Raw genomic sequence first — 24,554 nt, forward strand, 5'->3', positions numbered from 1 at the left:
ACTCCAGGACATTGACATTCGTGTATGACGACCGACAACGTTGTCATTCCCATGTCCTGGACGAAGGGACGGCTCCCTCCATGAGACCTTGCAGTGCGGCGAAGCCGCCTCGGGCAACTCAGCTCCGTACCCTCGCTGCGGCGGCCCTCCTCACCGCCGCGGCCCTCACCGTGCCGCAGGCGGCGCTCGCCGCCGACGCCAACCTCACGCAGTACGTCAACCCGTTCGTGGGCACCGACGACTCCAACTCCCCCAACCCGGTCGGCGGCGGCGCCGGCGGAAGCACCTACCCGGGTGCGACCGTGCCGTTCGGCATGACCCAGTTCAGCCCGGACACCCCGACCGGCTCGCCGTCCGGCTACCGCGACCGTGACCGCACGATCGAGTCGTTCAGCCTCACCCACTTCAACGGCGCGGGCTGCTCGAACAACGAGGACATCCCGATCCTGCCGATCACCGGCAACCTCGGCTCCTCGCCCGGCTCGGCCTGGACGTCGTACGCGAGCGCGTACACCAAGACCAACGAGAGCGCGGCGCCCGGCTACTACAAGAACAAGCTCGACAAGTACGGGGTGACGGCCGAGCTGAGCGCCACGACCCGCACCGGCGTCATGCGCCTGACGTACCCGTCGAGCACGACCGCGCGGGTACTGATCAACGACAGCCGCTCGGCCACCGGCGACCGGGCCGGCAACGTGACGATCACCGGGAACCGGGTCTGGGGCGAGCACACCGCGGGCGGGTTCTGCGGCGGCCGCACCTACAAGGTCTATTACTCGATCCAGTTCGACCGCACGCCGACCGGCGTCGGCACGTTCAGCGGCTCGACGATCAACGCCGGGTCGACCAGCGCGAGCGGCACGCAGACCGGCGCGTACGTCACCTTCGACACCACCTCGAACGCGGTGGTGAACGCGACCGTGGGCATCTCGTTCGTGAGCGTGGCCAACGCGCAGAACAACGCGACGGCGGAGGCGGCCGCCTTCGACACCGTCCGCAGCAACGCCAACGCCGCCTGGAACGCCGCGCTCAACCGAGTCCAGGTGACCGGCGGCGGCACCACCGACCTGCAGAAGTTCTACACGGCGCTCTACCACGTGCTGATGAACCCGAACGTCGCGAGCGACACCAACGGGCAGTACATGGGCTTCGACGGCGCCGTGCACTCGTCGGCCTCGCCGATCTACCAGAACTACTCGGGCTGGGACATCTACCGGTCGTGGGCGGCGCTCGTGTCGCTGATCGCGCCGGACGTGATGACCGACATCGTCAAGTCGATGGTGCTCGACGGCCAGCAGGGCGGCCTGCTGCCGAAGTGGTCGCAACAGAGCATCGAGGACTTCGTGATGCCGGGCGACCCCGGGCCGATCATCGTGGGCAGCGCGTACGCGTTCGGCGTGCGCAACTTCGACACGGCGGCGGCGCTGGCGCTGATGAAGAAGAGCGCGACGGGCGGCGCCACGCAGGGCTACGTGCTGCGGGGCAACCGGGCGACGTACGAGGCGAATCATTTCATCCCCGGTAACCCGTCGGAGACCCTCGAGTACGCGTCGAGCGACTTCGCGATCAGCCGGTTCGCGCAGGCCCTCGGGGACACGGCGACCTACAACACGTACGCCTCGCACTCGCAGTACTGGCGGAGCCTGTTCAACGGCGAGTCGTCGTACATCCACACGCGCAACAGCGACGGCAGCTTCCCCTGGCCGCTCAACCCGGCCACGGAGAGCCCGTACACCGAGGGCAACGCGGCCCAGTACACCTGGATGGTGCCGCACAACCTCGGCGGGCTGATCACGCTGATGGGCGGCAAGGGCACCGCGACGCAGCGGCTCGACCACCACTTCACCCAGCTCAACGGCGGGCTGTCGCTGCCCTACTTCTACGTCGGCAACGAGCCCGAGCACGGGGTGCCGTGGACGTACAACTTCGCGGCCAAGCCGGCCGGCGCCTCGGACGCGGTCCGGCGGGTGATGAGCGAGTCGTTCACCACCGGCGCGGGCGGCCTGCCCGGCAACGACGACCTGGGCGCGACCTCGGCCTGGTACGTCTGGGCGGCGCTCGGCCTCTACCCGGTGACCCCGGGCGCCGACACCCTGGCCGTGCACGGCGGCCTGTTCCCGTCGGTGAAGATCGGCGGGCTGACCATCAGTGGGGGCAGCGCCACCAGCAAGTACGTGCAGTCGCTGTCGGTCAACGGCGCCTCGACGTCGCACAACTATCTGCGGTACGCCGACATCGCGGGCGGTGGCACCATCGCGTACGGCATGGGGTCCTCGCCCTCGTCGTGGGGAACCGGCTCCGGAGACGTCCCGCCGAGCTTCGGTGACGGCGCTCAGCAACCGGTGGCCGAGCCCGACCTCGGTCCCGACCTGGCCCTCGGCAAGACGGCGACCAGCGGCTCGGCGGAGTGCGGCAGCTCGGAGACGGCGGCCAAGGCGGTCGACGGGCATCTCGACGGCAACAGCAAATGGTGTACGGGTGGGACGCCGCACACGCTGACGGTGGATCTCGGCTCGGCCCAGACGGTGTCGTCGTTCGTGATCAAGCACGCCGGCCTCGGCGGCGAGCAGACCGGCTGGAACACCGGCGCCTACACGATCGCGACGAGCACCGACGGCAGCAACTGGTCGACCGTGGTCTCGGCGTCCGGGGTGCGCAACAGCCGCACCTACGCGCCGATCCCGGCCCGCTCGGCCCGCTACGTCCGGTTGGACGCCGCGACGCCGACCAACAACGGCAACACCGCCGCGCGGATCTACGAGCTCGAGGTGTACGGGTCGTCGAGCGCGCCCGTCGATCTCGCGTTGCGCACGGCCGCGACCGCCGACTCGTCGTGCGGGGCGGGCGAGGGGGCCGACCGGGCGTTCAACGGCAGCTGGCTGGCCGGCTGGTCGGACAAGTGGTGCTCGCAGGGCTCGTCGAAGTGGCTGCAGAGCGACCTCGGCGCGGTCAAGCACGTCGGCTCGGTCGTGCTGCGGCACGCCGGCGCGGGCGGGGAGTACTCCACGTGGAACACCCGTGACTTCGACATCCTGACGTCGAACGACGGGTCGGCCTGGACCACGCGCGCCTCGGTGCGCGGGAACACGGCCGACAACACCACGACGACCGTGAACGCCGACGCCCGGTACGTGCGGCTGAACGTCGTCACGCCGACGCAGGACGGCAGCACCGCGGCCCGCATCTACGAGATGGACGTGCGCGGCTGAGTTCTTCCCGGGAGGGCGGGGCAGACGGCCCCGCCCTTTCGGGCATTTCCATTGACGTACGCCGATCTCTGCGGTTTGTTAACATTATGAACTCTCGCCGGCGCTCCCTCGCCGCGGCCGCCGCTCTGATCGCGGCCGTCGGATCGGTTCTGGTGGCCACGTCGTCGCCCGCCCTGGCCGCAACGGTCTGTAACAAGTATTGCGACGGACGGGACCCGGGTCTCGCGCCCGCCGACCGGGTGCCCGTCTCCGCCACCCTCTACGGCCGGGTCGTCAAGGTGCACGTCAACGACACCGACGCGATGGCCTGGGGATCGGTCGAGAACGGGCAGGCCACCGACGAGGTCTGGCTGGACCGGTCGTTCGACGGCGGCCGCTCGTGGGGCGCGGGCAGCAAACTCGGCGACACCAAGATCCCGGCCGGCTCGACCGGCTGGCGCACCGGCCAGTTCAATGTGGACGAGTGGGCCGCCAACGGGGTCGGGGCGCTCCGGGCCTGCGGCAAGGCCGGCGACCGGGGCGAGATCGCCTGCACGGCCTGGACGCGCAGCAACTGGAACGCCTGGGACCGGCGCACGGCGGCGGCGACCGCGCTGATGATGCGCTACGACCGCGGTACCGGCCTGTTCGACTCGAACGGCTGGTGGACCAGCGCCAACGCGCTCACCGCGATCATCGACAACGTCCGGCGCAGCGGGATGCCGAGCTACAAGTACGCGATCTCGTCGACGTACGACAAACAGGTGAACGCGGCCCAGGGGCAGTTCCGCAACGAGTACCTGGACGACACCGGCTGGTGGGGGCTGGCCTGGGTCGACGCGTACGACGTGACCGGGGACAGCCGGTACCTGAACACCGCTCGCGCGGACGCCGACTGGATGTACAACTACTGGGACGGCACCTGCGGCGGCGGGGTCTGGTGGAAGACCGACCGCAAGAGCAAGAACGCCATCGAGAACAGCCTGTACATCCAGCTGAACGCGGCGCTGAGCCGGCGGATCGCGGGCGACACCGTCTACCGGTCGCGGGCGCAGGCGGGCTGGTCCTGGTTCCAGGGCACCGGCATGGTCAACGGCTCGAACCTGGTCAACGACGGCGTGAACCTGTCCACCTGCCGCAACAACGGCGACGTCACGTGGACGTACAACCAAGGGGTGTTGATGAACGCCCTCACCGAGCTGAACCGCCTGACCGGGGACGCGAACGCGCTGGCCACGGCCCGGCGGATCGGCGACGCGATGACCGCGAGCTCGTACCTGTCGCCGGGCGGCATCCTGCGCGAGCCGAACGAGCCGGACGCGTGCGGCGGCGACGGCGTCTCCTTCAAGGGCGCGGCGATCCGCGGCCTGGGCGCGCTGAACCAGGCGGCCGGGGGCGCGTACAACACATACCTGCAGCGCAATGCCGACAGCGCGTACGGCAAGGACCGCGACTCGCTCGACTTCTACGGCTCGCACTGGGCCGGCCCGTTCACCGGCACCAGCCACGGTTGCCAGCACAGCGCGGTGGATCTCTTGAACGCCGCGCCGTAGCGTCACCCGCATGACGTCGTCGTGGGTCTTCGCCGTTGCCCGGAACGATCTGAAGCAGGTCGGTGTCTCGCCCGCGGTCGCCGCGGCGCCGGCCGAGGGGGAGGCGCTGCTGCAGGTCGACCGGGTGGGGCTCACGGCCAACAACGTGACGTACGCGGTGCTCGGCGAGGCGATGCGCTACTGGGAGTTCTTCCCGCCGGGGGACTACGGGCTCTCCGCGGATTGGGGGCTGCCGCCGCTGTGGGGCTTCGCCGACGTGGTGGCCTCGACCGTGCCGGGCGTCGTGGCCGGGCAGCGCTACTACGGCTATCTGCCGCCGGCCGGGCATCTGGTGGTGCGGCCCGATCGGGTGGACGCGACCGGGTTCCACGATGTCAGCCCGCATCGGGTGGCGCTGCCCTCGCCGTACAACTCCTATCGCCTGACCACCGGGGACCCGGCCTATCGCGCCGCGCAGGAGGATCTGCTGATCCTCCTGCGGCCGCTCTTCTACACGTCGTTCATGCTCGCCGACCAGATGGCCGATCGGGGTTTCCTCGGCGCCTCGGCGGTGGTGATCTCCTCCGCTTCCAGCAAGACGGCGTACGCGGCCGCGGCCGAGATGCACGGGACCGGCCCCCGGCTGATCGGGCTCACCTCGCGCGCGAACGTGGCGTTCACCCGCTCGCTGGGCTGCTACGACGAGGTCGTCGCCTACGACGACGTGAAAGCCCTCGCCGCGGTCCCGACCGTCTACCTCGACCTGGCCGGCACGCCCGGCCTCCGGCAGACGTTGCGCACGCACCTGGGCGACCATCTCGTGCGGGACATCGCGGTGGGGCTCACCGGCCAGACGCCGAACACCGCCGCCGCCGACGAATTCTTCTTCGCACCCGTGCAGATGAGCAAGCGTCGCAAGGACTGGGGCCGCGACGAGCTGGACCGCCGGTTCGCCGACGCCTGGCAGCGTTTCGCCGGCCAGGTCGCGGACTGGCTCGACGTGCAGGTCGGCACCGGCCCCGGGGCGCTGCGCGCCGCCTGGTCCGACGTGCTGGCGGGCCGGGTCCCGCCCCGGGTCGGCCGGGTCGTCCAGCTCGGTCAGCCCGCCTCCTCGAGTCCGCTGCCCGCGCCTCCCCGAACCAGCTAGCCCGACTCCTCGAGCCGGCGGATCACGGCGCCCAGGCTGCGCAGCCAGTCGCGGGCGCGGTCGCTCCACACCTCGTCGCGGCCGCCGCGCTCGCCGCCCAGCATGATGATCGCCTCGCCGCCGAGGAAGGCCAGGCCGATCAGCCCGGCCACGTCCTGGGCGCGCAGCGGGCCGAGCGAGCCGAACCGGTCCTCCGCCTCTCGGGCCACGTCCTCCAGCACGACGAACCACGAACGCAGCAGGCCCAGCACCCGGGCCGCGACCTTGTCGTCCGACCAGCCGGCCGCGATCATCTCCTGGAGGACGCGGACGTAACCCGACGCGAGGTCGTCGTCGAGGAAGTCGCAGGCCTGCTCGTAACGCTTCCACAAGGGCATCTCGCTGCCGTACATGCGGCGCTGACGGTCGAGGAGCCGGCTGTTCTCGTGGTCGAGCACGGCCAGAATGACGCCGCGCATGCTGCCGAAGTGATAGTGGATCTGGCTGAGCGGCACCCCGGCCAGCTGGGACACCCGGCGGGTGGACAGCGACGCGTAGCCGCCGGTGACAAGGCGTTCCCGTGCCGCTTCGATGATCTTGTCCGCAGTCGGATTCACGGCGCACCCCATTGTTCGGTCGGTCGACCGAATGATAGCGTCCGGCTATTCGGTCGGTCGACCGACCGACCGAATGGTGTTGATCTCAGGGGGAACTCGTGGTGCGGAAAGGGCTCATTTTCGCGTACGGATCACTGGCTTACCTGCTCTTCCTCGGCGCGCTGCTCTACACAGCCGGGTTCCTGGCCGGCGCGGTGGTGCCGAAGGACATCGACGACGGCGTGGCGCGGCCGGCTTGGGCGGCGGTGCTGATCGACCTCGTCCTGCTCGGCGTCTTCGCCGTGCAGCACAGCGTGATGGCGCGCCCATGGTTCAAGCGGCGCTGGACCCGGATCGTGCCGCCGGCCGCCGAGCGCAGCACCTTCGTGCTGGCCGCGACCGCGGCGCTGATCCTGCTGCTCTGGCTGTGGTCGCCGCTGCCGGCCTCGGTCTGGACGGTCGGATCGGCCGGAGCGCGCGCCGTGCTTTGGGCGCTCTATCTGACCGGCTGGGGCTTCCTGGTGCTCAGCACGTTCGCGCTCGGCCACTTCGACCTGTTCGGCCTGCGCCAGGTGCTGGCCCGGGCCCGCGACCGCCGCTACGCTGAGCCGGGCTTCCACGAGCCCTCCGTCTACCGGTACGTCCGGCATCCGATCATGGTCGGCTTCTTCGTCGCGTTCTGGGCGGCGCCGGACATGAGCGCCGGCCGGCTGCTCTTCGCGGGGGCTGCCAGCGCGTACATCGTCGTGGGTGTGCTTTTCGAGGAGCATGATCTGAAGCGGCAACTCGGCGCCCCGTATGTGGACTACCTCGCGCGCGTGCCCCGGTTCGTGCCACGTGCGATTCCCCGCCGGACGGTCGGCCACGATGGTGTTGCGGCCGAGCGGTGACGGCTTCGTCGAGCACCTCGGCACAAAGATCCATTTCGAGGTGTACGGCGAGGGCGGCCCGACGATCCTGCTGATGCCCACGTGGACGCTGGTCCACAAACGGATCTGGAAGATGCAGGTGCCTTACCTGGCCCGGCGCTTCCGGGTGGTGACCTACGACGGACCCGGCAACGGCCGCTCCGACCGCCCGACCGAGGTCGCGCCGTACGACCAGGAGAACCAGGTCGCCTACGCGCTCGCCGTGCTCGACGCGACGGGAACGGAGAAGGCGGTGCCGGTCGCGCTGTCCCGCGCCGCCAACTGGGCGCTGGAGCTGGCCGCCGAGCATCCGGCCCGGGTGCAGGGCACGGTGGTCATCGGCCCGGCGATCGCCCTGCCACCCCAGGCGGCCCGCTCCACCAGCGCGCACATGGACGCACCCGGGCCGCGGCTGCCCGGGTCCGCGGTGCCCGGGCTGGGCGCCGACCCGCCGGCGCACTGGGCGAAGTACAACCGGGCGTACTGGCGATCGAACTACGAGGACTTCGCCTGGTTCTTCCTCGGGCAGTGCTTCCCGGAGCCGCGGTCCACCAAGCCGATCGAGGACGGGGTCGGCTGGGCTCTGGAGACCAGCGGAGCCGTTCTGGTGGCCGAGAGTCACGCGTCCCGCCCGGACGATAACCAGATCCGGGCGTGGTGCGCCCGGATCCGCGGTCCGGTGCTGGCCGTGCACGGCACCGAGGACCGGCTGGCCCCGCTCGCCCGCAGCGAGCTGCTCTGCGACCTGACCGGCGGCGAGCTCGTCACGATCGAGGGCGGCGGGCACATCCCGCAGGTCCGCGACCCGGTACGGACCAACCTGATCATCGAGGGCTTCGCCGAGCGGTTCCGGGCTCCGGCGGCCGGGCGTCGCCGCTCGTGGCCGCGGGCCGGTGGCCGCCCGCAGCGGGTGCTCTACCTCTCGTCGCCGATCGGACTCGGCCACGCGCGGCGGGACCTCGCCATCGCCCGTCGGCTGCGCGAGCGCCACCCCGGCGTGCGGATCGACTGGCTCACCCAGGACCCGGTGACCCGGATGCTCGCCGGCGCCGGCGAGCGGGTCCACCCGGCGAGCCGTTTGCTGCTCAGCGAGTCCGCGCACTTCGAGGGCGAGTGCGGCGAGCACGACCTGCACGCCTTCGAGGCGCTGCGGACCATGGACGAGATCCTGCTGAGCAACTTCATGGTGTTTCACGACGTGGTGACCGAGGACCGGTACGACCTCGTCGTCGGGGACGAGGCCTGGGACGTCGACCACTTCCTGCACGACAACCCGGAGCTCAAGCGTTTTGCGTACGCCTGGCTCACGGATTTCGTCGGCTTCCTGCCGATGCCCGACGACGGCGACCGGCAGAGGCTGGTCGCCGCCGACTACAACGCCGAGATGATCGAGCGGATCGCCCGCTTCCCGCGCCTGCGCGACCGGGCGGTCTTCGTGGGCGAGCCGGACGACATCGTCCCGGCCTCGTTCGGGCCGGCCATGCCGGCGATCCGCGACTGGACCGAGTCGCATTTCGACTTCGCCGGCTATGTGACCGGCTTCGAGCCGGTCACCCCGGACGCCCGCGAGGCGTTGCGGGCCGAGCTGGGCTACCGCCCGGGCGAGCCGGTCTGCGTGGTCACCGTCGGCGGCTCCGGCGTCGGCGGCGACCTGCTGCGGCGGGCCGTCGACGCCTTCCCGGAGGCAGCCCGGCGGGTGCCCGGCCTGCGGATGATCCTGGTTACCGGCCCGCGCATCGACCCGGCCCGGTTCGATCCGGCCCCCGCCGGCCTGCGGATTCACGGGTATCTGCCGGACCTGCACCGCCACCTGGCGGCCGCTGACCTGGCGGTGGTGCAGGGTGGCCTCACCACCTGCATGGAATTGACGGCGAGCAACCGGCCCTTCATCTACGTGCCGCTGCAGCGCCATTTCGAGCAGAATCTGCACGTCGCCCACCGCTTGCGCAGGCACGGCGCCGGCCGCCGGATGGACTACTCGGAGCTGACGCCGGACACCCTGGCCGCGGCGATCGCCGAGGAGATCGGCCGCGAGGTCCGCTACCACCCGGTGCCGACGGACGGCGCGGACCGTGCGGCCGCCCTGCTGGCGGAGCTGCTCTGAGCCCGCCGGCTCAGACTCGTTCGCGGCCGAGCACGGCGATCGCCTGGGCGGTCATGTCGGCGATCACCGACTCCGCGCTCTTCACCGCGTCGACGAGGCCGACGCCCTGCCCGGCCAGCAGCGGCATCTCCTCGAGGTCGCCGGTGGTGAGGTCGCGCATCGGCACCAGGTTGGTGAGCCGGCGCAGCTCCACCGTCTCCCCGCCGAGCTGGGCGTGCCCGATCACCGGGCGCGGCCCGTCGGCGCTCGGCTGCTCGTCGACGACCCGGTTGCGCAGCACCCGCATCGGGTTGAACTCCGGCATCTCCGGCCCGAACAGCGACGTGCGCACGGTGCCGGTGGCGTCGGCCGCGACCAGCCGCTCCTTGTAGCCGTCGTGCGCGGCCGACTCGTCGGTGGCCACCAGCCGGGTGCCGACCCAGGCGCCGTCGGCCCCGAGCATCAGCGCCGCGGCGAGCCCGCGCCCGTCGGCGATGCCGCCCGCGGCCAGCACCATGGCCGGCGCCACCGCGTCGACCACCAGCGGCACGAGCACGAACGTCGGCAGCGTCGCGTAGTTGTGCCCGCCGGCCTCGAGCCCCTGCGCCACCACCACGTCGATGCCGTCGTCGACCGCCCGCTCGGCCGCGTCGACGGACCCGACCTGCTCGAAGACCTTGATCCCGGCGCCGTGCAGCTGGTCGATCCAGTCCCGCGGCGGATGCCCCCAGTGGAACGACACCACGGCGGGCGCGGCCTCGCACACCGCGTCGATCCGCTCCTGGTCGGTGAACACGGTGATGAAGTTGACGTTGAACGGCCCCGGCGTCCCGGCCCGGATCCCGGCAATCATCTGCACCATCGCCGGCGGCGGCAGCAGCCCGACCCCGAGCGACCCGAGCCCGCCGGCGTTGCTCACGGCCACGGCCAGATCGGGCGTCATCCCGACAAACGCCATCCCGGCCTGCGCGATCGGCGTCCTCAACCCGTACGCCTGGGTGAATCTCGTGGTTAACTCCATGCCCTCGACCTTGGCCCGTCCGCCGCGCTCCTCCTGTCGTCCGCCGGACAGCACGAGAGTCCGTTACCCTCGCCCGCGTGGCCGCCGATCGACCCGCCCGCCATCGGCGACGGCCGCCACGAGACCCGGTTCTGGCCCGCGGCGCTGGGCCGCCGGCTCTACTGAGCGGCGCGAGTACCGGCCGACCACAATAGGTTTCGTTCTTCGACGAGCCGCAGGGTGGGAGGTGGGGATGGGGCGTCGTTCGATGCGATGGCTGCCGTCGCCGGTCACCGCGCTGCTGCTCAGCATCGCGGTCGGGCTGACGGTCAACGTCGCCACGAACACGATCGAGCCGCCCGCGTCCTGGCACTGGTGGCCCGCCCTGGTGTGGACGGTCGTCGGCCTCCTGGTGGTCGCCTCGGTGGGGGCGCAGTACGCACAGTCCCGCAGGCCGGCCGCCGGCTACCCGGAGAACGCGCTGATCCGGGACCTGGCCGCTCGCCTGGAGTCGGACTGGTCGGCGGAGGCGGTACGGCGGGAGGTGACCCGGCCGGCCCCGATGTCGGTGACCTGGTCCTCGACCGGCCGGCGGGCGGCCGGCCGGCGCGCGGTGCTCGACGATCCGCTGGGCGGCGAATGGGAGCAGCTCCCGCTGCACGGATCCACCGACCTGCCGCACCACGGCGCCGGCGACGGTGGGCTCAACCGGGTGCTGGTCGACCGGTTCCGTGAGCTGCCGCGGCGGCAGATGATGGTGCTCGGCCAGCCCGGATCGGGGAAGAGCGTCTTCGCGTTGCTGCTGCTCCTCGGGCTCCTCCGGACCCGGACCGACGCCGGCGAGCCGATGCCCCTGCTGCTGGCGATCAACGCGTGGGATCCGGCCGAGCCGGTCGAGCGCTTCGTCGCCCGCCGGTTGGCCGACGACTACGCCGACGTGCTGGCCCGGTATGGGGATCCGGGCGCGCTCGCCGACCGCCTCCTCGAGCGCCGGCGGGTGCTGCCCCTGCTCGACGGGCTCGACGAGCTGCCTCCCGAGGCGCTCGGCGCCGCCCTGCACGCGCTCGACACCTACGCGTCGGCCGGCCGCCCGCTGGTGGTCACGTGCCGAATCGGCGAGTACGAGCGAACCGTGGCCCGCCAGGAGACGATCCTGTCCACCGCGGCGGTGGTCGAGCTGCAGCCGGTCGACGCGGCGGCGGCGGTGGACTTCCTGTCCTATCCGGAGCCGGCCCGGAGCCGGTGGGCGCCCGTCTTCGACGTCCTGCGGCAGGACCAGGACGGAGGCACGGATCCGGTACGCGACGCGCTCGGCACCCCGCTCATGGTGGCTCTGGCGCGAACGGCGTACCAGGATCCCCGCACCGACCCGGCGGAGCTGCTCGATCTGCGGACCGAGCGCGAGGTGACCGGCCGGCTCATGGACGCGTTCGTGGCCGCCGTCTACGCGACCCCGGCCGCGGGTGGCCCGGCCCGGTGGAAGCGGCGGTATTCGGTGGCGCGGGCCGGCCGCTGGCTGACCTGTCTCGCCCACCACCTGCAACAGGCTGGCACGAACGACCTTCATTGGTGGCAGATCAAGGTGGGCCTGCTCGCCGGCCGGTCGACGCGTGGCTGGCGGCTCACCGTGACCGCCGTCGTGGCCGTGGCCGGCCTGCTCGCCGGCCTGGCCGCGGCCGCCGCCGGGCTGAGCGTCGTCTGGTCGGTCGTCGCCGGCGTGCTGATGGTCGGTGTCGGCGCCGGCGGCTCGCTCCGGTCGCTGTGGGCGGACGGCTATCCGCCGTACGTGCGCTCGAGTCTGTGGTCCCGGTGGGAACGCGTTCCGCTGCTGCTGTTCACGACGGCCGGCGGAACGCTGGTCGCGCTGATCACCTCGACGAGGCTCGTCCCCGCGCTGGCGGCCGCCTGGGTGTACGCCTTGCTCGCCACCTGGCTGGCGTCGCGGCCGCTGCCCCAGCGCCAGCATCGGACCGTGCACGCCGAGCTGGCGAACAACCGCCGGATCGTGGTCGCGGCGTTCTGCCGCCACGCGCTCACGAGCGGTGCGGTCTTCGGGCTCGCCGCCGTTCTCGGCGACGCGCCGACGGCGACGCCGCTCGTCGTGGCCGGCATCTTCTACGGCGGCACCGCCGCCCTGACGTCCGGCGGATGGGCGTGGACGCGGTTCCGGCTCACGCACCTCCGCCTCGCCGTCGCCGGCTGGCTGCCCTGGCGTCTGCGGGTCTTCCTCGCCCACGCGCACCGGCACGGCGTGCTTCGCCAGGCGGGCGCCGTCTATCAGTTCCGCCACATCGTCCTGCAGGACCATCTCGCCCGGCGGCTGCACTCGGACCAGCTCCGGGCCCGGCTGGAGACCGGTGACCGGGCGGCCGGTCAGGAGCTGGCCACCCTCCTGGTCGATCAGGGACGCGTCGAGGACGCCATCGAGATCCTGCGGTCCCGCATCGACGCCGGCGACGAGTGGGCGGCCGATCGCCTGGTCGACCTGCTGGCGAGTCAGGGGCGGGGAGCGGACGTGATCGGCTTTCTCCGTGCCCGCGCCGCCGCCGGCGACGCCGACGCGGCCGGCCGGCTCGCCGATCTCCTGACCGACCAGGGCCGCATCGACGAAGCCATCGACCTGCTCCGGCCACGCGCCGACGCGGGGGACAGCGACGCCACCGCCGGGTTGGTCAGCCTCCTGGCCAATCTGGACCGGGTCGACGAATTGCGTGTCCGCGCGGACGCGGGCGACTGGCAGGCCGAGAACCGACTGGTCGAACTGCTGGCCAACCGCGGCCGAATCGAGGAGCTGCGGGTCCGCGCCGATGCCGGCCACGGCGACGCCGCCGTCCGGTTGGCGCGGCTGCTGGCCGGTCGGGGACGCGTCGACGAGGCGATCGAGGTCTTGCGAGCCAACGTCGACGGCGGTGAGGTTGCCGAGGTCGTTCTGATTCACTTCCTGGCGAAGCATGAGCGTATCGACGAACTCAGGCTTCTTGCCGACGCGGGCAGTCGCATCGCCAAGCGCAACCTGATCGATGCCTTGGTCCAGGCGGGCGATGGGGAGCAGTTGCGTCTGCTGACCGACGCGGGAAACCCGACGGCGGCTTCCGGCCTCGCGGACCTGCTGGCGAAACAGGGTCGCGTGGACGAACTGCGGGCGCGCGCGGCCGCCGGTGATCCGTACGCCGGCTACCACGTCGTCGAACTGCTGGTGGATCAGGGCCGCGTCGATCAAGCGATCGATTTCCTCCGACTCCGGACGGACGTCCGGTGGGACCCTCGTTGGGCAGCGCTCGCCACGCAACTGGCCAAGAAGGGCCAGGCCGAAACGGCCGCCGACCTGCTCCAGGCGCGCACCGGCATGGGTACCTCCGAACTGGCGACGTTTCTCGCCGATCACGAGCTGGTCGACCGGTTACGCGCCCTCGCCGACGCCGGGAGCCGCCTGGCGACGTTCCGGTTGGCCAGGTTGGCCGCCGATCGAGGCGACATCGACGAGGCGATCGCCCTGTTCCGGGCGTGCGCCGACGCCCAGTACCGGATGGCGAGCGGGCCGCTGGCCACGATGCTGGCCGCCCGGGGCAGCGTCGACGAGCTGCGGACGCGAGCCGGCAACGGCGACCGGGATGCCACCTACAGTCTGGCCGGGCTGTTGAGCCGCGAGGGCCGGATCGACGAGGCGCTCGGACTCCTGCGGTCCCGCGCCGATGCCGGCGACTCGAACGCCGGGGGACAGCTGGTCCGGCTGCTGGGCGAGCACGGCCGCGTCGACGAGTTGCGCGCCCGGGCCGACGGCGGCAACGGACGGGCGGCGAGCCTGCTGGCCGACCGGCTGGCCGAGGAGAACCGCGTCGGCGAGCTGCGGTACCGGGCCGCCGCCGGGGACCGGTACGCCGCGAACCGCTTGGTCGACCTGCTGGCGGACCAGGGCGGCGTCGACGAGCTGCGGGCCCGGGCCGCCGCGGGCGACCGGAATGCCACGTACCGGCTGGCCACGCTGCTGGTCGACCGGGGCCGGGCGGACGAGGCGATCGCCATTCTGCGGCCGCGGGCCGATGCCGGCGACGGCCAGGCGGTCGACCGGCTGGCGGAGGTGCTGGCCGGTGAGGACCGGCTGGACGAGGCGATCGGACTGCTGCGACCGCGAGCCGACGCCGGCGACCGCGAGGCGGCCGATCTGCTGGTCGAGTTGCTGGTCGGCCGGGGGATGACGGCCGAGGCACTGGCCTTCATCGCGTCGCGATTCGCGAGCGGCGACACGAGGACGACGCAGTGGCTCGTCGACGGGCTGGCCGTGCAGGGCGCCCTCGACGAGGCGATCGGACTCCTGCAAGCGCGAGGCGAGGCGAGTGACGCCGCCGGCCCGTTCCTCGAACTGCTGACCGACCGGAAGAACTCGCCCCGTGTGCTTGCGCCTCCTCCGCGGGCGGTCCGGAGGCGGATTCGGCGGCGACGGTTCCGTTGAGCCCGGGTTCGAAAACCTAGGGCTGCCGATCGATCGACGGTAGCGTGGGAACGCTCCCAGGGGAGGGGTTTCCATTGAAGCGTGTGCTGGCTCTGCTCGGCGTTCTCGTGTTGCTCGCGCTCGTCGGCGCCGACGCGGTCGGGGTCGCGCCCGATCGGCGGATCTACCTCGACCGGGAGTACTCGCCCGCGGAGCGGGCCGCCGATCTCGTCTCGCGGCTGACGCTGGGCGAGAAGGCCTCGCAGATGATCAGCAGCATGGCGCCGGCCATACCGCGGCTCGGGGTGGCGTCGTACGGGTGGTGGAACGAGGCCGCTCATGGGGTGGCGCGCGAGCAGATCAACGACGGGGCCGAGCCGCCCGACCTGATGAACACCACCTCGTACCCCGTCTCCTTGTCCTTGGGGTCGACCTGGAACCCGGACCTGGTCTACCGCGAGGCCACGCTGATCTCCGACGAGGCGCGGGACGTGGTGCGGGGCAACCGGCTCGACCTCGACTTCTACACGCCGACCGTCAACCTCGCCCGCGATCCGCGGTGGGGGCGCAACGACGAGACGTTCGGCGAGGACCCGCTGCTCACCGCGAAGCTGGCCAGCCAGTTCGTGGACGGGATGCAGGGGCAGACCCCGGACGGCGCGCCGCTGCCGGGGTCGAACGGCTACCTGAAGACGGTGGCGACGCTCAAGCACTACGCGGCCAACAACAGCGAGTCCAACCGGCTGCGCGGATCGTCCGACATGGACGAGCGGACGCTGCGGGAGTACTACACGGCCCAGTTCCGGGACATCGTCCGGTGGAGTCACCCGGGCTCGATCATGAGCTCGTACAACGCGGTGAACGGGGTGCCGGCCGCCGCCAACACGCACCTGATCGAGACGCTGGCCCGGCAGACGTACGGCTTCGGCGGCTATTTCACCTCCGACTGCGACGCGATCTACGAGATCATGGCCGGCCAGAACTGGCTGCCGCCGGGCGGGGACGGGCCGCTCGACCAGTACGGGCGCACGGCGTGGGCGCAGGCGGCGGGCGAGGACCTCGACTGCAACATGGGCTACCACGACGAGTGGCACTACGGGAACACGATCCCGGGCGCGGTCGCGCGCGGCGTCCGTACCCAGACCGGCGTCTACAACGAGAACGACGTCGACGTCTCGCTCGTCCGGCTCTACACGGCCCGGATCGAGCTGGGCGAGTTCGACGCCGAGGACCAGGTGCCGTGGGTGGCGGCGGCCCGCGCCCGGCTCGCCCCGGGCACGTGGGCGAGCGCGGCCGGCAACCACGCGGCCACCCAGACGCCGGAGCGGCTCGCGATGGCCCGCACGGTCGCCGGCGAGAGCATCGTGCTTCTCAAGAACGACAACGGCGCGCTGCCGTTGAAGGCCGCCAAGCGGATCGCGGTCATCGGCACCTTCGCCGACCCGGCCGACATGTACCTCGGCGGCTACTCGAGCACCCAGACCGGGGCCGGCGTCGCCAACGCGGTCAGCGGCTACCAGGGCCTGAAGAAGGCGTTCCCGGGGGCGACCGTCGACTTCCTGCCCGGCACGATGCCCGGCGACCTCGACACCATCGACCCGGCCGCGATCAAGGCGGCGGCCGGCTACGACGCGGTCATCGTCTACGGCGGCACCGACCGCAGCACGTCCAGCGAGGACAACGACCGCCCGACCCTGGCCCTGCCCGGCGCCCAGGCCGAGCTGATCCGCCGGGTCGCGCAGGCCAATCCCCGTACGATCGTCTATCTCGAAACCGTCGGGCAGGTGGACGTCGCGCCGTTCGCCGCGCAGGCCAAGGCGATCCTGTGGAGCTCGTTCAACGGCCAGCAGAAGGGCGCCGCGCTCGCCGACGTCGTGACCGGCGCGGTGGCGCCGAGCGGCCGGTTGCCGTTCACCTGGTACGCCGACGAGAACCAGCTGCCGTCGTCCGAGGACTACGCGATCCGCGAGGCGCCCGGCCGCACGTACCAGTACTTCACCGGCACGATCGCGTACCCGTTCGGCTTCGGTCTCGGCTACAGCACGTTCCGCTACGACGGCCTGCGTGTCGAGCAGACGCCGAGCGCGTTGACGGTCACCGCCACGGTCACGAACACCGGTTCCACCCCCGGCGCCGAGGTCGCGCAGCTCTACGCCACCACGCCGGATGCGCCCGCCTCCGCGCAGCGCCCGCGCAAACGGCTCGTCGCGTTCCGCAAGGTCGCGCTGAAGCCGCACGAGAGCGCCACGATCACGCTGCCCGTCCCGATCGCGGATCTGGCCTTCTTCGACGAGAAGGCCGGCGCCTTCCGCGTCGACACCGGGCGATACGGCCTGCAACTGTCGTCCTCCAGTGCGGACAAGGACATCAAGCAGCGGACGTACGCCTCCGTGAGCGCCCCGCCCCCGGCGACGCCGGCCGTGGTGACGGCCAAGCCCGTAGCCGAGGGCGATGCCGCCCGGGGCATCGCCCAGCGGGTGCGGTTCCCGAGCGGCAGCCGGATCGACCCGAAGCTGACCGTGGCCCTGACCGACCAGACGTTGCTCACCGGGGACGCCGCGGGCCTGACCGTCCACTTCTCGAGCAACCGCCCCGAGGTGGTCTCCGCCGGCCTGAAGACCGGCAGGCCGGGCATCGCCACGATCACCGCCGAGGTCGCGTACCACGGCGGCACCGCGACCGGTACGTTCGTGGTCGTCGTCTCCTGACCTTGCTCGTTGGACTGCGGCGTGGCCGATCCGGGGATCGAGGCGGCCGACCTGGTCGCGGCCGTCCGGGACGAGCCCGCGGCCCGGCTCGCGCCGGCCGCCCGCTTCTACGACGCGCCCGGCATCGGGGCCTACCGCCGGGCCGAGGTCGCCTTGCGGTGGCAGATCCGGCGCGGCGTGCTCGCGGCCGGCGGCAGCCCGGGGTGGCGGTCGGTCAACGAGGGGCTGATCCGGGACGCGTGGGAGGGCCGTCTTCGCGTACGGGCGCATGCGAAAACCGATCTCCCGCAAGTCGAACGGTTCTTCATGGACGTCGCGCTGCTGCGGGTGCTCTATGCGGACAGCCTGCTCTCGAACGCGCCGCTCGCGCTCGGCCGCCTCGCGCCGGCCGGCCGGCTGATCGACTACGGCGTCATCCTGCCGCGGGCGCGGGGCCTCTACGAACACGCGGCGCGCGATCTCCAGCAGCCCGGGCTTCGCGCGCTCATCGAGGGCGAGTTTCCCGCGTACGCCTGGCCGGCCGCCGAGGCGTACGCGTGGGTGAGCCGCCGCCCGCGCACCACCGCCATGGTCCGCCGCCTGACGCGTTGAGTTACCGGCGTCTCAACTATATTTACGACCGGTCGGTCTTTTTGTATGGTCACCGGTATGACCATCGACGGCCGGCTCGCTCGCGGCGAGCGCACGCGCGTCGCGGTGCTCGATCGCGCGCTGCTTCTCGCCACCTCGGAAGGGCTCGACGGGCTCTCGCTCGGGCGGCTCGCCGAGACCCTGGGCATGAGCAAGTCCGGCCTCTTCGCGCACTGGCGATCCAAGGAGGAGCTGCAGATCGCCGTCATCGGCCACGCCCGCCGCCAGTGGACGGCCGAGGTCATCGACCCGGCGATGGCGGCGCCGCGCGGCGTGAACCGGCTGTGGCGGGTGCACGACCGGCGGCTCGCCTTCTACGAGTCGGGCGCGCTGCCCGGCCGTTGCTTCTTCGCCAACGCCCACTTCGAGTTCAACGCCCGGCCCGGGCCGATCCGCGACCGTCTGGCCAAGGAGCTCGGCGACTGGATGACGTTCCTGACCGGCCTGGCCGCCGATGCCGTCGAGATCGGTGACCTGCACCCGCACACCGCACCCGAGCCGCTCGCCTACCTGGTCGAGTCCCTGGGCGTCTGCGCCGTCATGCAGTCCACGCTCGGCGCGCCGACCTTCGTCCACGCCCGCCACGCCCTGAGAGCCCACCTGCTGGCGCTCTCCGTCAACCCGGATCGTCTGGAGCACTAGATGACTGCCACCACCGTCGAGTACGGGCACATCACGCACATCCCGGTCCACTTCGACGACCTCGACGCGCTCGGCGTGCTGCACAACGCCCGCTACGCCGTCCTGATCGAGCGAGCAATGATCAATTGGTGGGCCGAGCGCGGCGTCTCCTTCGCCGGCGGCAAGCCCACCACGCCCGACGCGTTCAACGTCGTGCGCGAGTACGCGATCACCTTCCACGTCCCCGTGCGCGGCACCGGCGAGATAGCCGTGCATTTCTGGCTCGAAACCCTCGGCACCACCAGCGCCGACTACCGCTTCCGCTTCACCTCGCTGGACGGCCGGACCGTGTACGCCGAGGGCCGCCGCGTGAACATCCACCTGGACCAGGCCACGATGCGCCCCACCCCGTGGACCGCCGAGGGCCGGGAGCTGGGTTCGCAGCTGTTGCGCCGCTGACCCCGGGCCGCGCCCACCCGGTGTGCCCGGGTGGGCGGGCCGTAGGGTGCGTGCCCCGGGGTTCATCGGCATCCTGGGCCGCATTGTCGATCGGTCGCGGTCGCGGTGCGGGGCGAGCCGGAGCAGGAATCCCCGACCGGCCTGGCCTTGAGCCTCGCCGGCGGAAGAATGGACGGCATGACAACGTGGCTGATCACCGGATGTTCGACGGGGCTGGGCCGGGCCCTCGCCGAGGCCGTTCTCGCTCGGGGGCACAACGCGGTCGTCACCGCGCGGGATGCCGCCTCGATCGCGGACGTCGCGAAGGCGTACCCGGAAACCGCTCTTGCCCTGTCTCTTGATGTCACCGACGAGGCGCGGATCGCCGCCGCCGTCCGGGAGGCTCGGGGGCGCTTCGGCGGGATCGATGTGCTGGTCAACAACGCCGGGTACGGGTATCGCGCGGCCGTCGAGGAAGGTGACCCGGAGGATGTGCGGCGGCTGTTCGACACCAACTTCTTCGGGGCCGTCGCGCTGATCAAGGCGGTGCTGCCGGAGATGCGGGCCCGGCGGGCCGGCGCGATCGTCAACGTCTCCTCGATCGGCGCCCGGATCTGTCCGCCGGGCTCCGGCTACTACGCGGCGGTGAAGTCGGCGCTCGAGGGCATGACCGGCTCGCTGCGCCAGGAGGTCGGCCCGCTCGGGATCACCGCGATGGCGGTCGAGCCGGGCGGCTTCCGCACCGACTTCGCGGGGCGCTCGCTGGCGCAGTCGGCGTTCGCGATCGAGGACTACGCCGAGACCGCCGGCAAGCGCCGCAAGGAGAACGACCGGGCGCACGGGAACCAGCCCGGCGACCCGGCCAAGGCCGCGCGGGCGATCATCGAGGCGGTGGAGTCGCCCGAGCCGCCCGCCCTGCTGCTGCTCGGGAACGACGCGCTCCAGGCGTACGCGTCGGTGCTCGACGCCCAGCGCGCCGAGATGGACCGGTGGCGGGAGCTGAGCGCGGGGACCGATCTCTAGGTCGAGACGGGCAGCACCAGGCGGGACGGGCCCAGCGCGATGGTGTGCCGGCTGGGCTGGAGTCTCGTGCCCGTGCCGGGGTTCTCGCCGGTGCCCAGGTTGCGGGAGAACTGCGGATAGCAGCCGCCCGCGATGAGCACCCGGACGCGGTTGCCGGCCGTGAACCGGTGCGCGATCGGCAGCAGCGCGAGCCGCACCGGGGCGTGCGGGTCGCGGCCGGGCGCCAGCCGCCGGTAGCCCTCGGTCACGTTGCGCGAGCGGCCGCGCGCGTCCACCTCGCTGACCCGCACGAACAGGTCGGCGTGCGGGTTGTCGGTGCGGTGCGCGAGCTCGATCATCGGCACGCCCTCGACGGTGGTGTCGGCGGCCAGCGCCTCGCCGGTGAAGGCCAGGACGTCCGGTCGGGCGGACAGCGCGGTGTCGTCGACGTACCCGCCGCCGTCGAGCAGCGGGCCACCCATCGCCGGCGTCGGGTTCGCCGGATCGAAACCGAACACCGCCTCCCCGCCGGACGGCGTCTCCCCGAGGCCACCGCCGGGCCGCAAATGCAGGGTGAGGTCGGCGGTGGGTGGCGGCCAGGCGTCCGTCTCCCGCCAGGCGCCGGTTCCGGTTTCCAGCAGCCGTACGCGTGAAGCCCGCCGAAGTGGTGCATGACCAAGCTTCGCGCCGAGCCAGTCGAGCGCCTCCGGGATCAGGATGGGCGCGCCCGCCCCGATCACCTCGGTGTGCGTCCACGGCCCGATGGTGAGCGCCACGTCGACGCCGCGGTCGCGCAGCCGCTCGTACTGCTCGAAGGTCTGCCCGAGGAAGAGGTCCTGCCAGCCCGAGTGCAGCAGGATCGGGATGCCGGCCCGCTCGAGCGCCGCCGGGTGCCGCATCGGCGCCCAGTACGGGTCGTTGTCGATGTCGGGCCGGGTGACCCGGTCGCGGAACCAGAGCGCCCGGCCCGCGTAGTGCCGCTCGCCGGCGTCGGCCAGCGGCAGGTCGGTGAAGACCGGTTGCAGCGCCCGCTTCTGGGCCGGCCCGGTCATCACCTGCCGGACGGCCGCGGTCAGCGATGGCTTGTCCGACCGCGGCAGCCGGGACACCATGTCGCTCCAGCCGACCAGGTCGAGGTTCATCGCGCCGGTGCCCCACGAGTGCCGGGCGAAGTCGTGCGGGCCGACCGTGATCACGGCCGCGGCCATCTCCGGCGGCGGGTCCTCGAGCAGCGTCCACTGCGTGTACCCGAGGTACGACGGCCCGATCGTGGCGAACGTGCCGGTGAACCACGGCTGGGCGATCAGCCACGCCACCACGTCCCGGCCGTCGTCCCGCTCGTTCCGCATCGGGTCGAAGTCCCCGCCCGAGGCCGCGGTGCCGCGGCACGAGACGAAGAGCACCTGGAAACCGCGGGCCGCGTACGGCCGCGCGTACAGCTGGTTGAAGGGAAACCGGCGGCCGTAGGGGCCCCGCACCAGCAGGGTCCCCACCGGCTCGCCGGCCGGGACGTAGTGATCGGCCGCCAGCGTCACGCCGTCGCGCATCGGGATGCGCAGGCCGCGCTCGATCCGGAAGGCGCCGGCCGGGCCGGGCAGCTTGAGCGCCCGGGTGACGATGCTGTCCAGCAGTGCCATCGGCGGCCTCCGGGCGGGTTCGTGGTGATCACACTTTGCCACGCTCCGCCGCCGCGCGTCTCGCCTGTTCGAACGGCAGCCGGTCGAACAGGAACCGGCTGTGCGTGATCCGGCCGTCCACGACCGTCACGCACTCGGCGCCGGGCGCGCTCGCCACCAGGGGCGACGCGGTGTCGTACATGATCAGTGCCTGTTTCTCGTCCCCGTAGGCGGCGATCAGACCGGAGCCGGTGAGCGACCGGGCGAACGGTTCGAGGAAGTCCCGATAGGCGGCGGCGCCCTCGATCCGGCCGGCCGGGGCGTCACAGACGATGTCGTCGGCGATGTAGGTCATGGCGCGGTCCAGGTCCTTGCTGGTCCACGCTTGGTAGTAGTCCCGTGCGATGCGCAATGCGTCCATGCCGGTACTGACACCGCCCGGCCCGCGAACGGAACGGTCGTGTCAGGATCGCGGCGTGGACGATGAGGCGTTCGCGGAGCTGGTCGGGCCGCACCGGGCCGAGCTGCTGCTGCACTGCTACCGGATGCTGGGCTCGCGCGCCGACGCCGAGGACGCCCTGCAGGAGACGCTGCTGGCGGCCTGGCGCGGGATCGGCGGCTTCGAGGGCCGCTCGTCGCTGCGCACCTGGCTCTACCGGATCGCCACCAACCGCTGCCTGAACGCCCGCCGCCGGGTGCCGCCCGCGCCCGTCGCGCCGTTCACGCCGCCGGCGCCGACCCGGATGGGCGAGGTGACCTGGCTTCAGCCGTTCCCCGACGAGCTGCTGGCCGGCGTGCCCGACGACGCGCCCGGCCCCGAGGCCCGCTACCAGATGCGCGAGGCGGTCGAACTCGCCTTCGTGACCGGCCTCCAGCGCATGCCCCCGCGCCAGGCCGCCACGCTGATCCTGCGCGACGTGCTCGGCTACCCCACCGACGAGACGGCCACGCTGCTCGACCTGACCCCCACTGTCGTGAAGGGCCTGCTCCAGCGCGCCCGGGCCGCCCTCGCCACCCCGCCCTCGCGCCGCGCCGACCCCGGGCTGCCCGCGCGCTTCGCCGCCGCCTTCGCCGCCCGCGACCTCGACGCGCTGCTGTCGCTGCTGACCGACGACGCCTGGCTCTCGATGCCGCCCGCGCCGCACGAGTACCAGGGCCGGGCGGCGATCGGCGCCTTCCTGACCGCGAGCGAGACCTGGCGCGGCGACCTCGCGCTGCGGCTGTCCCCCACGAGCGTGAACACCCAGCCCGCGTACGCCTGCTTCCTCGGCGACGCCCCCGCCGGCCTGATGGTGCTGACCGTGACCGGGGACCGTCTCGGCGCCCTCACCCGCTTCCTGCCGATGCTTGTTCCGTAGCGGTACCGTCACGATGAGTGTCGATGGGAGGGGCGATGGGGGAGATCACCAGCATTGACGTTCCCGCGGTGACCGCGATGGCCGCTGCCGTGCGGGAGGTCGCCGGGCGGCTCGAGCGGCTCGCGGCGACGGTCGAGCCCTTCTCCGCCCCGGCGTCGCCGGCCGTCGACGGCTCGATGACGTGCGCCGACGGTGTGCCCGCGGTGGCCTACAACTGGCGGGGCACGCTCGGGCGGCTGGCCGGCGACCTGACCGCGTTCGGGGACGGCCTGGGCCGGGCCGCGGCCGACTACCACGAGGCCGACGCCGAGGCCGGCGAGCGCGTGCGGGCCTCGGGCCACCCGGCGTTCCGGGCCTTCCGATGAGCGGCATCACGCTGGACGGGCTGATGCACGCCGACACGGCGGCGCTGCGGGCGGTGGCGGCGAGCTGGGACCGGCTGGTCGAACAGATCGACGACACGGTCGAGGATCTCGTACGCGGAACGCGTGACCTGCCGCATCACTGGCTCGGCGACGGCAGCCAGGCCGCGCAGGACCGCAATCGCGAGCTCCAGCTGGAGATCGGCAACGCGCACCTCTCCTGCGGGACGATCGCGGCCACGCTGCGGCGCTTCGCCGAGGACCTCGACCAGCACCAGCGGATGCTGCGCGGGGTGGTGGCCGCGGCCGAGGGGGACGGCCTGCGGGTGGACCTCGCCGGCGGCCTGATCACGGCCGGCTTGGCGAGCGGGGGCGACGTCGAGGCGTACGTCTCGCAGATCGACCAGATCCTCGCCCGCGCCAACGACGCCGACCTCCGGGCCCGCCGGGTCCTCGAGCGGAACATGCTCCGGGAGGAGGACCGTCCCGAGGGCGACCTGCCCGAGATCTCCACCGCCTTCCTCGTGCTCGAAACCGCGCCCTCGTTCCGCGCCGCCACCTGGCACGACATGCATCCGCTCAACCGCGAGAAGCTGATCGAGGAGCACCCCGAGCTGGTCGGCCCGGCCGTGGGGCTGCCCAGCGACGCCCGCGACCGGGCGAACCGGCTGCTGCTCGCGCGGGCCAAGGCCGCCCTGCTGGCCCGCCGCGACCGGCTCGACGCCGTGCAGGACGGCGCCGGCAGCCGGGCGACGATGAACGCCGACGCGGAACTGGCCGAGATCGCCGCGGTCGAGCGCGAGCCGGGCCGCCTCCTGGCGTACCCGCCCGCGGTCCTGGCCGACGGCGACCCGAAGTGGGACGACTACGTCCCGCCGGTCGCGCGGAGGAAGTGATTTCGGGCCGGATAGCATCGGGAACGGCCCGAATCCGCCGAACCCGCTTGAAGGAGATCAC

The 24,554-nt window shown here is 72.2% G+C and carries 18 protein-coding genes; 14 read left to right on the plus strand and 4 right to left on the minus strand.

The window, feature by feature from the left end; genetic code table 11:
- The first annotated feature begins 80 nt into the window (after positions 1-80).
- The 3 genes from ACZ6TB_RS12840 (at position 81) to ACZ6TB_RS12850 (ending at position 5,867) form a co-directional block, all read left to right on the plus strand.
- Complete coding sequence (locus tag ACZ6TB_RS12840) at positions 81-3,209, plus strand: GH92 family glycosyl hydrolase (protein ID WP_465553747.1); 3,129 nt, start codon at positions 81-83, stop codon at positions 3,207-3,209.
- A gap of 86 nt (positions 3,210-3,295) precedes the next feature.
- Complete coding sequence (locus ACZ6TB_RS12845) at positions 3,296-4,741, plus strand: glycoside hydrolase family 76 protein (protein WP_465553749.1); 1,446 nt, start codon at positions 3,296-3,298, stop codon at positions 4,739-4,741.
- 10 nt (positions 4,742-4,751) lie between these two features.
- Positions 4,752-5,867 (plus strand): DUF2855 family protein, encoded by a 1,116-nt coding sequence (locus ACZ6TB_RS12850; RefSeq protein WP_465553751.1) that lies wholly within the window; start codon positions 4,752-4,754, stop codon positions 5,865-5,867.
- Here the strand turns inward: ACZ6TB_RS12850 and ACZ6TB_RS12855 are convergent.
- Positions 5,864-6,463, minus strand: a complete 600-nt coding sequence (locus ACZ6TB_RS12855) for a TetR/AcrR family transcriptional regulator (protein ID WP_465553753.1) — start codon at positions 6,461-6,463, stop codon at positions 5,864-5,866. The two genes, ACZ6TB_RS12850 and ACZ6TB_RS12855, sit on opposite strands and share 4 nt — an antisense overlap.
- Before the next feature lie 101 nt (positions 6,464-6,564).
- Here ACZ6TB_RS12855 and mddA point away from each other — a divergent pair, with 101 nt between their 5' ends.
- Positions 6,565-7,332 (plus strand): methanethiol S-methyltransferase, encoded by a 768-nt coding sequence (gene mddA / locus ACZ6TB_RS12860; RefSeq protein ID WP_465553755.1) that lies wholly within the window; start codon positions 6,565-6,567, stop codon positions 7,330-7,332.
- The gene (locus tag ACZ6TB_RS12865) at positions 7,310-9,454 is read left to right on the plus strand and encodes an alpha/beta fold hydrolase (RefSeq protein WP_465553757.1); all 2,145 of its coding nucleotides are present in this window, start codon (positions 7,310-7,312) and stop codon (positions 9,452-9,454) included. Before mddA ends, ACZ6TB_RS12865 begins: the two co-directional genes overlap by 23 nt.
- Positions 9,455-9,464: 10 nt before the next feature.
- Here ACZ6TB_RS12865 and ACZ6TB_RS12870 read toward each other — a convergent pair whose 3' ends face one another.
- On the minus strand, positions 9,465-10,454 hold the full coding sequence (locus ACZ6TB_RS12870; RefSeq protein ID WP_465553759.1) for an NAD(P)H-dependent flavin oxidoreductase: 990 nt from the start codon (positions 10,452-10,454) through the stop codon (positions 9,465-9,467).
- 232 nt (positions 10,455-10,686) lie between these two features.
- Between ACZ6TB_RS12870 and ACZ6TB_RS12875 the strand changes: the two genes are divergently transcribed.
- From ACZ6TB_RS12875 to ACZ6TB_RS12900, 6 genes are all read left to right on the plus strand, one after another.
- A complete protein-coding gene (locus tag ACZ6TB_RS12875; RefSeq protein WP_465553761.1) occupies positions 10,687-14,883 on the plus strand; it encodes a hypothetical protein in 4,197 nt (1,398 codons plus the stop codon).
- 83 nt (positions 14,884-14,966) lie between these two features.
- On the plus strand, positions 14,967-17,570 hold the full coding sequence (locus ACZ6TB_RS12880) for a glycoside hydrolase family 3 C-terminal domain-containing protein (protein WP_465554607.1): 2,604 nt from the start codon (positions 14,967-14,969) through the stop codon (positions 17,568-17,570).
- 21 nt (positions 17,571-17,591) lie between these two features.
- A complete protein-coding gene (locus ACZ6TB_RS12885) occupies positions 17,592-18,161 on the plus strand; it encodes a hypothetical protein (RefSeq protein WP_465553763.1) in 570 nt (189 codons plus the stop codon).
- A gap of 57 nt (positions 18,162-18,218) precedes the next feature.
- Complete coding sequence (locus tag ACZ6TB_RS12890) at positions 18,219-18,842, plus strand: TetR/AcrR family transcriptional regulator (protein WP_465553765.1); 624 nt, start codon at positions 18,219-18,221, stop codon at positions 18,840-18,842.
- Positions 18,843-19,280 (plus strand): acyl-CoA thioesterase, encoded by a 438-nt coding sequence (locus ACZ6TB_RS12895; RefSeq protein ID WP_465553767.1) that lies wholly within the window; start codon positions 18,843-18,845, stop codon positions 19,278-19,280.
- Between the two features lie 177 nt (positions 19,281-19,457).
- Positions 19,458-20,282, plus strand: coding sequence for an oxidoreductase (locus ACZ6TB_RS12900; RefSeq protein WP_465553769.1), 825 nt, complete (start codon positions 19,458-19,460; stop codon positions 20,280-20,282).
- Here ACZ6TB_RS12900 and ACZ6TB_RS12905 read toward each other — a convergent pair.
- Positions 20,279-21,898 (minus strand): CocE/NonD family hydrolase, encoded by a 1,620-nt coding sequence (locus tag ACZ6TB_RS12905; protein WP_465553771.1) that lies wholly within the window; start codon positions 21,896-21,898, stop codon positions 20,279-20,281. The two genes, ACZ6TB_RS12900 and ACZ6TB_RS12905, sit on opposite strands and share 4 nt — an antisense overlap.
- A 28-nt stretch (positions 21,899-21,926) precedes the next feature.
- Entirely contained in the window at positions 21,927-22,298 is a 372-nt protein-coding gene (locus tag ACZ6TB_RS12910; RefSeq protein ID WP_465553773.1) for a nuclear transport factor 2 family protein, read from the minus strand.
- Here ACZ6TB_RS12910 and ACZ6TB_RS12915 point away from each other — a divergent pair.
- The 3 genes from ACZ6TB_RS12915 to ACZ6TB_RS12925 are packed head-to-tail and all read left to right on the plus strand — an operon-like array spanning position 22,297 to position 24,493.
- Positions 22,297-23,235 carry an RNA polymerase subunit sigma-70 gene (locus tag ACZ6TB_RS12915; protein ID WP_465553775.1) on the plus strand — a complete coding sequence of 313 codons (939 nt, stop codon included), beginning with the start codon at positions 22,297-22,299 and terminating at the stop codon, positions 23,233-23,235. The genes ACZ6TB_RS12910 and ACZ6TB_RS12915 overlap by 2 nt on opposite strands.
- A gap of 35 nt (positions 23,236-23,270) precedes the next feature.
- On the plus strand, positions 23,271-23,600 hold the full coding sequence (locus tag ACZ6TB_RS12920) for a hypothetical protein (RefSeq protein ID WP_465553777.1): 330 nt from the start codon (positions 23,271-23,273) through the stop codon (positions 23,598-23,600).
- Positions 23,597-24,493: a WXG100 family type VII secretion target gene (locus ACZ6TB_RS12925; RefSeq protein ID WP_465553779.1), complete on the plus strand. Its 897-nt coding sequence runs from the start codon at positions 23,597-23,599 to the stop codon at positions 24,491-24,493. The genes ACZ6TB_RS12920 and ACZ6TB_RS12925 overlap by 4 nt, the downstream gene beginning before the upstream one ends.
- Positions 24,494-24,554 lie beyond the last annotated feature (61 nt).

Source organism: Actinoplanes sp. NPDC051537 (assembly GCF_055586105.1).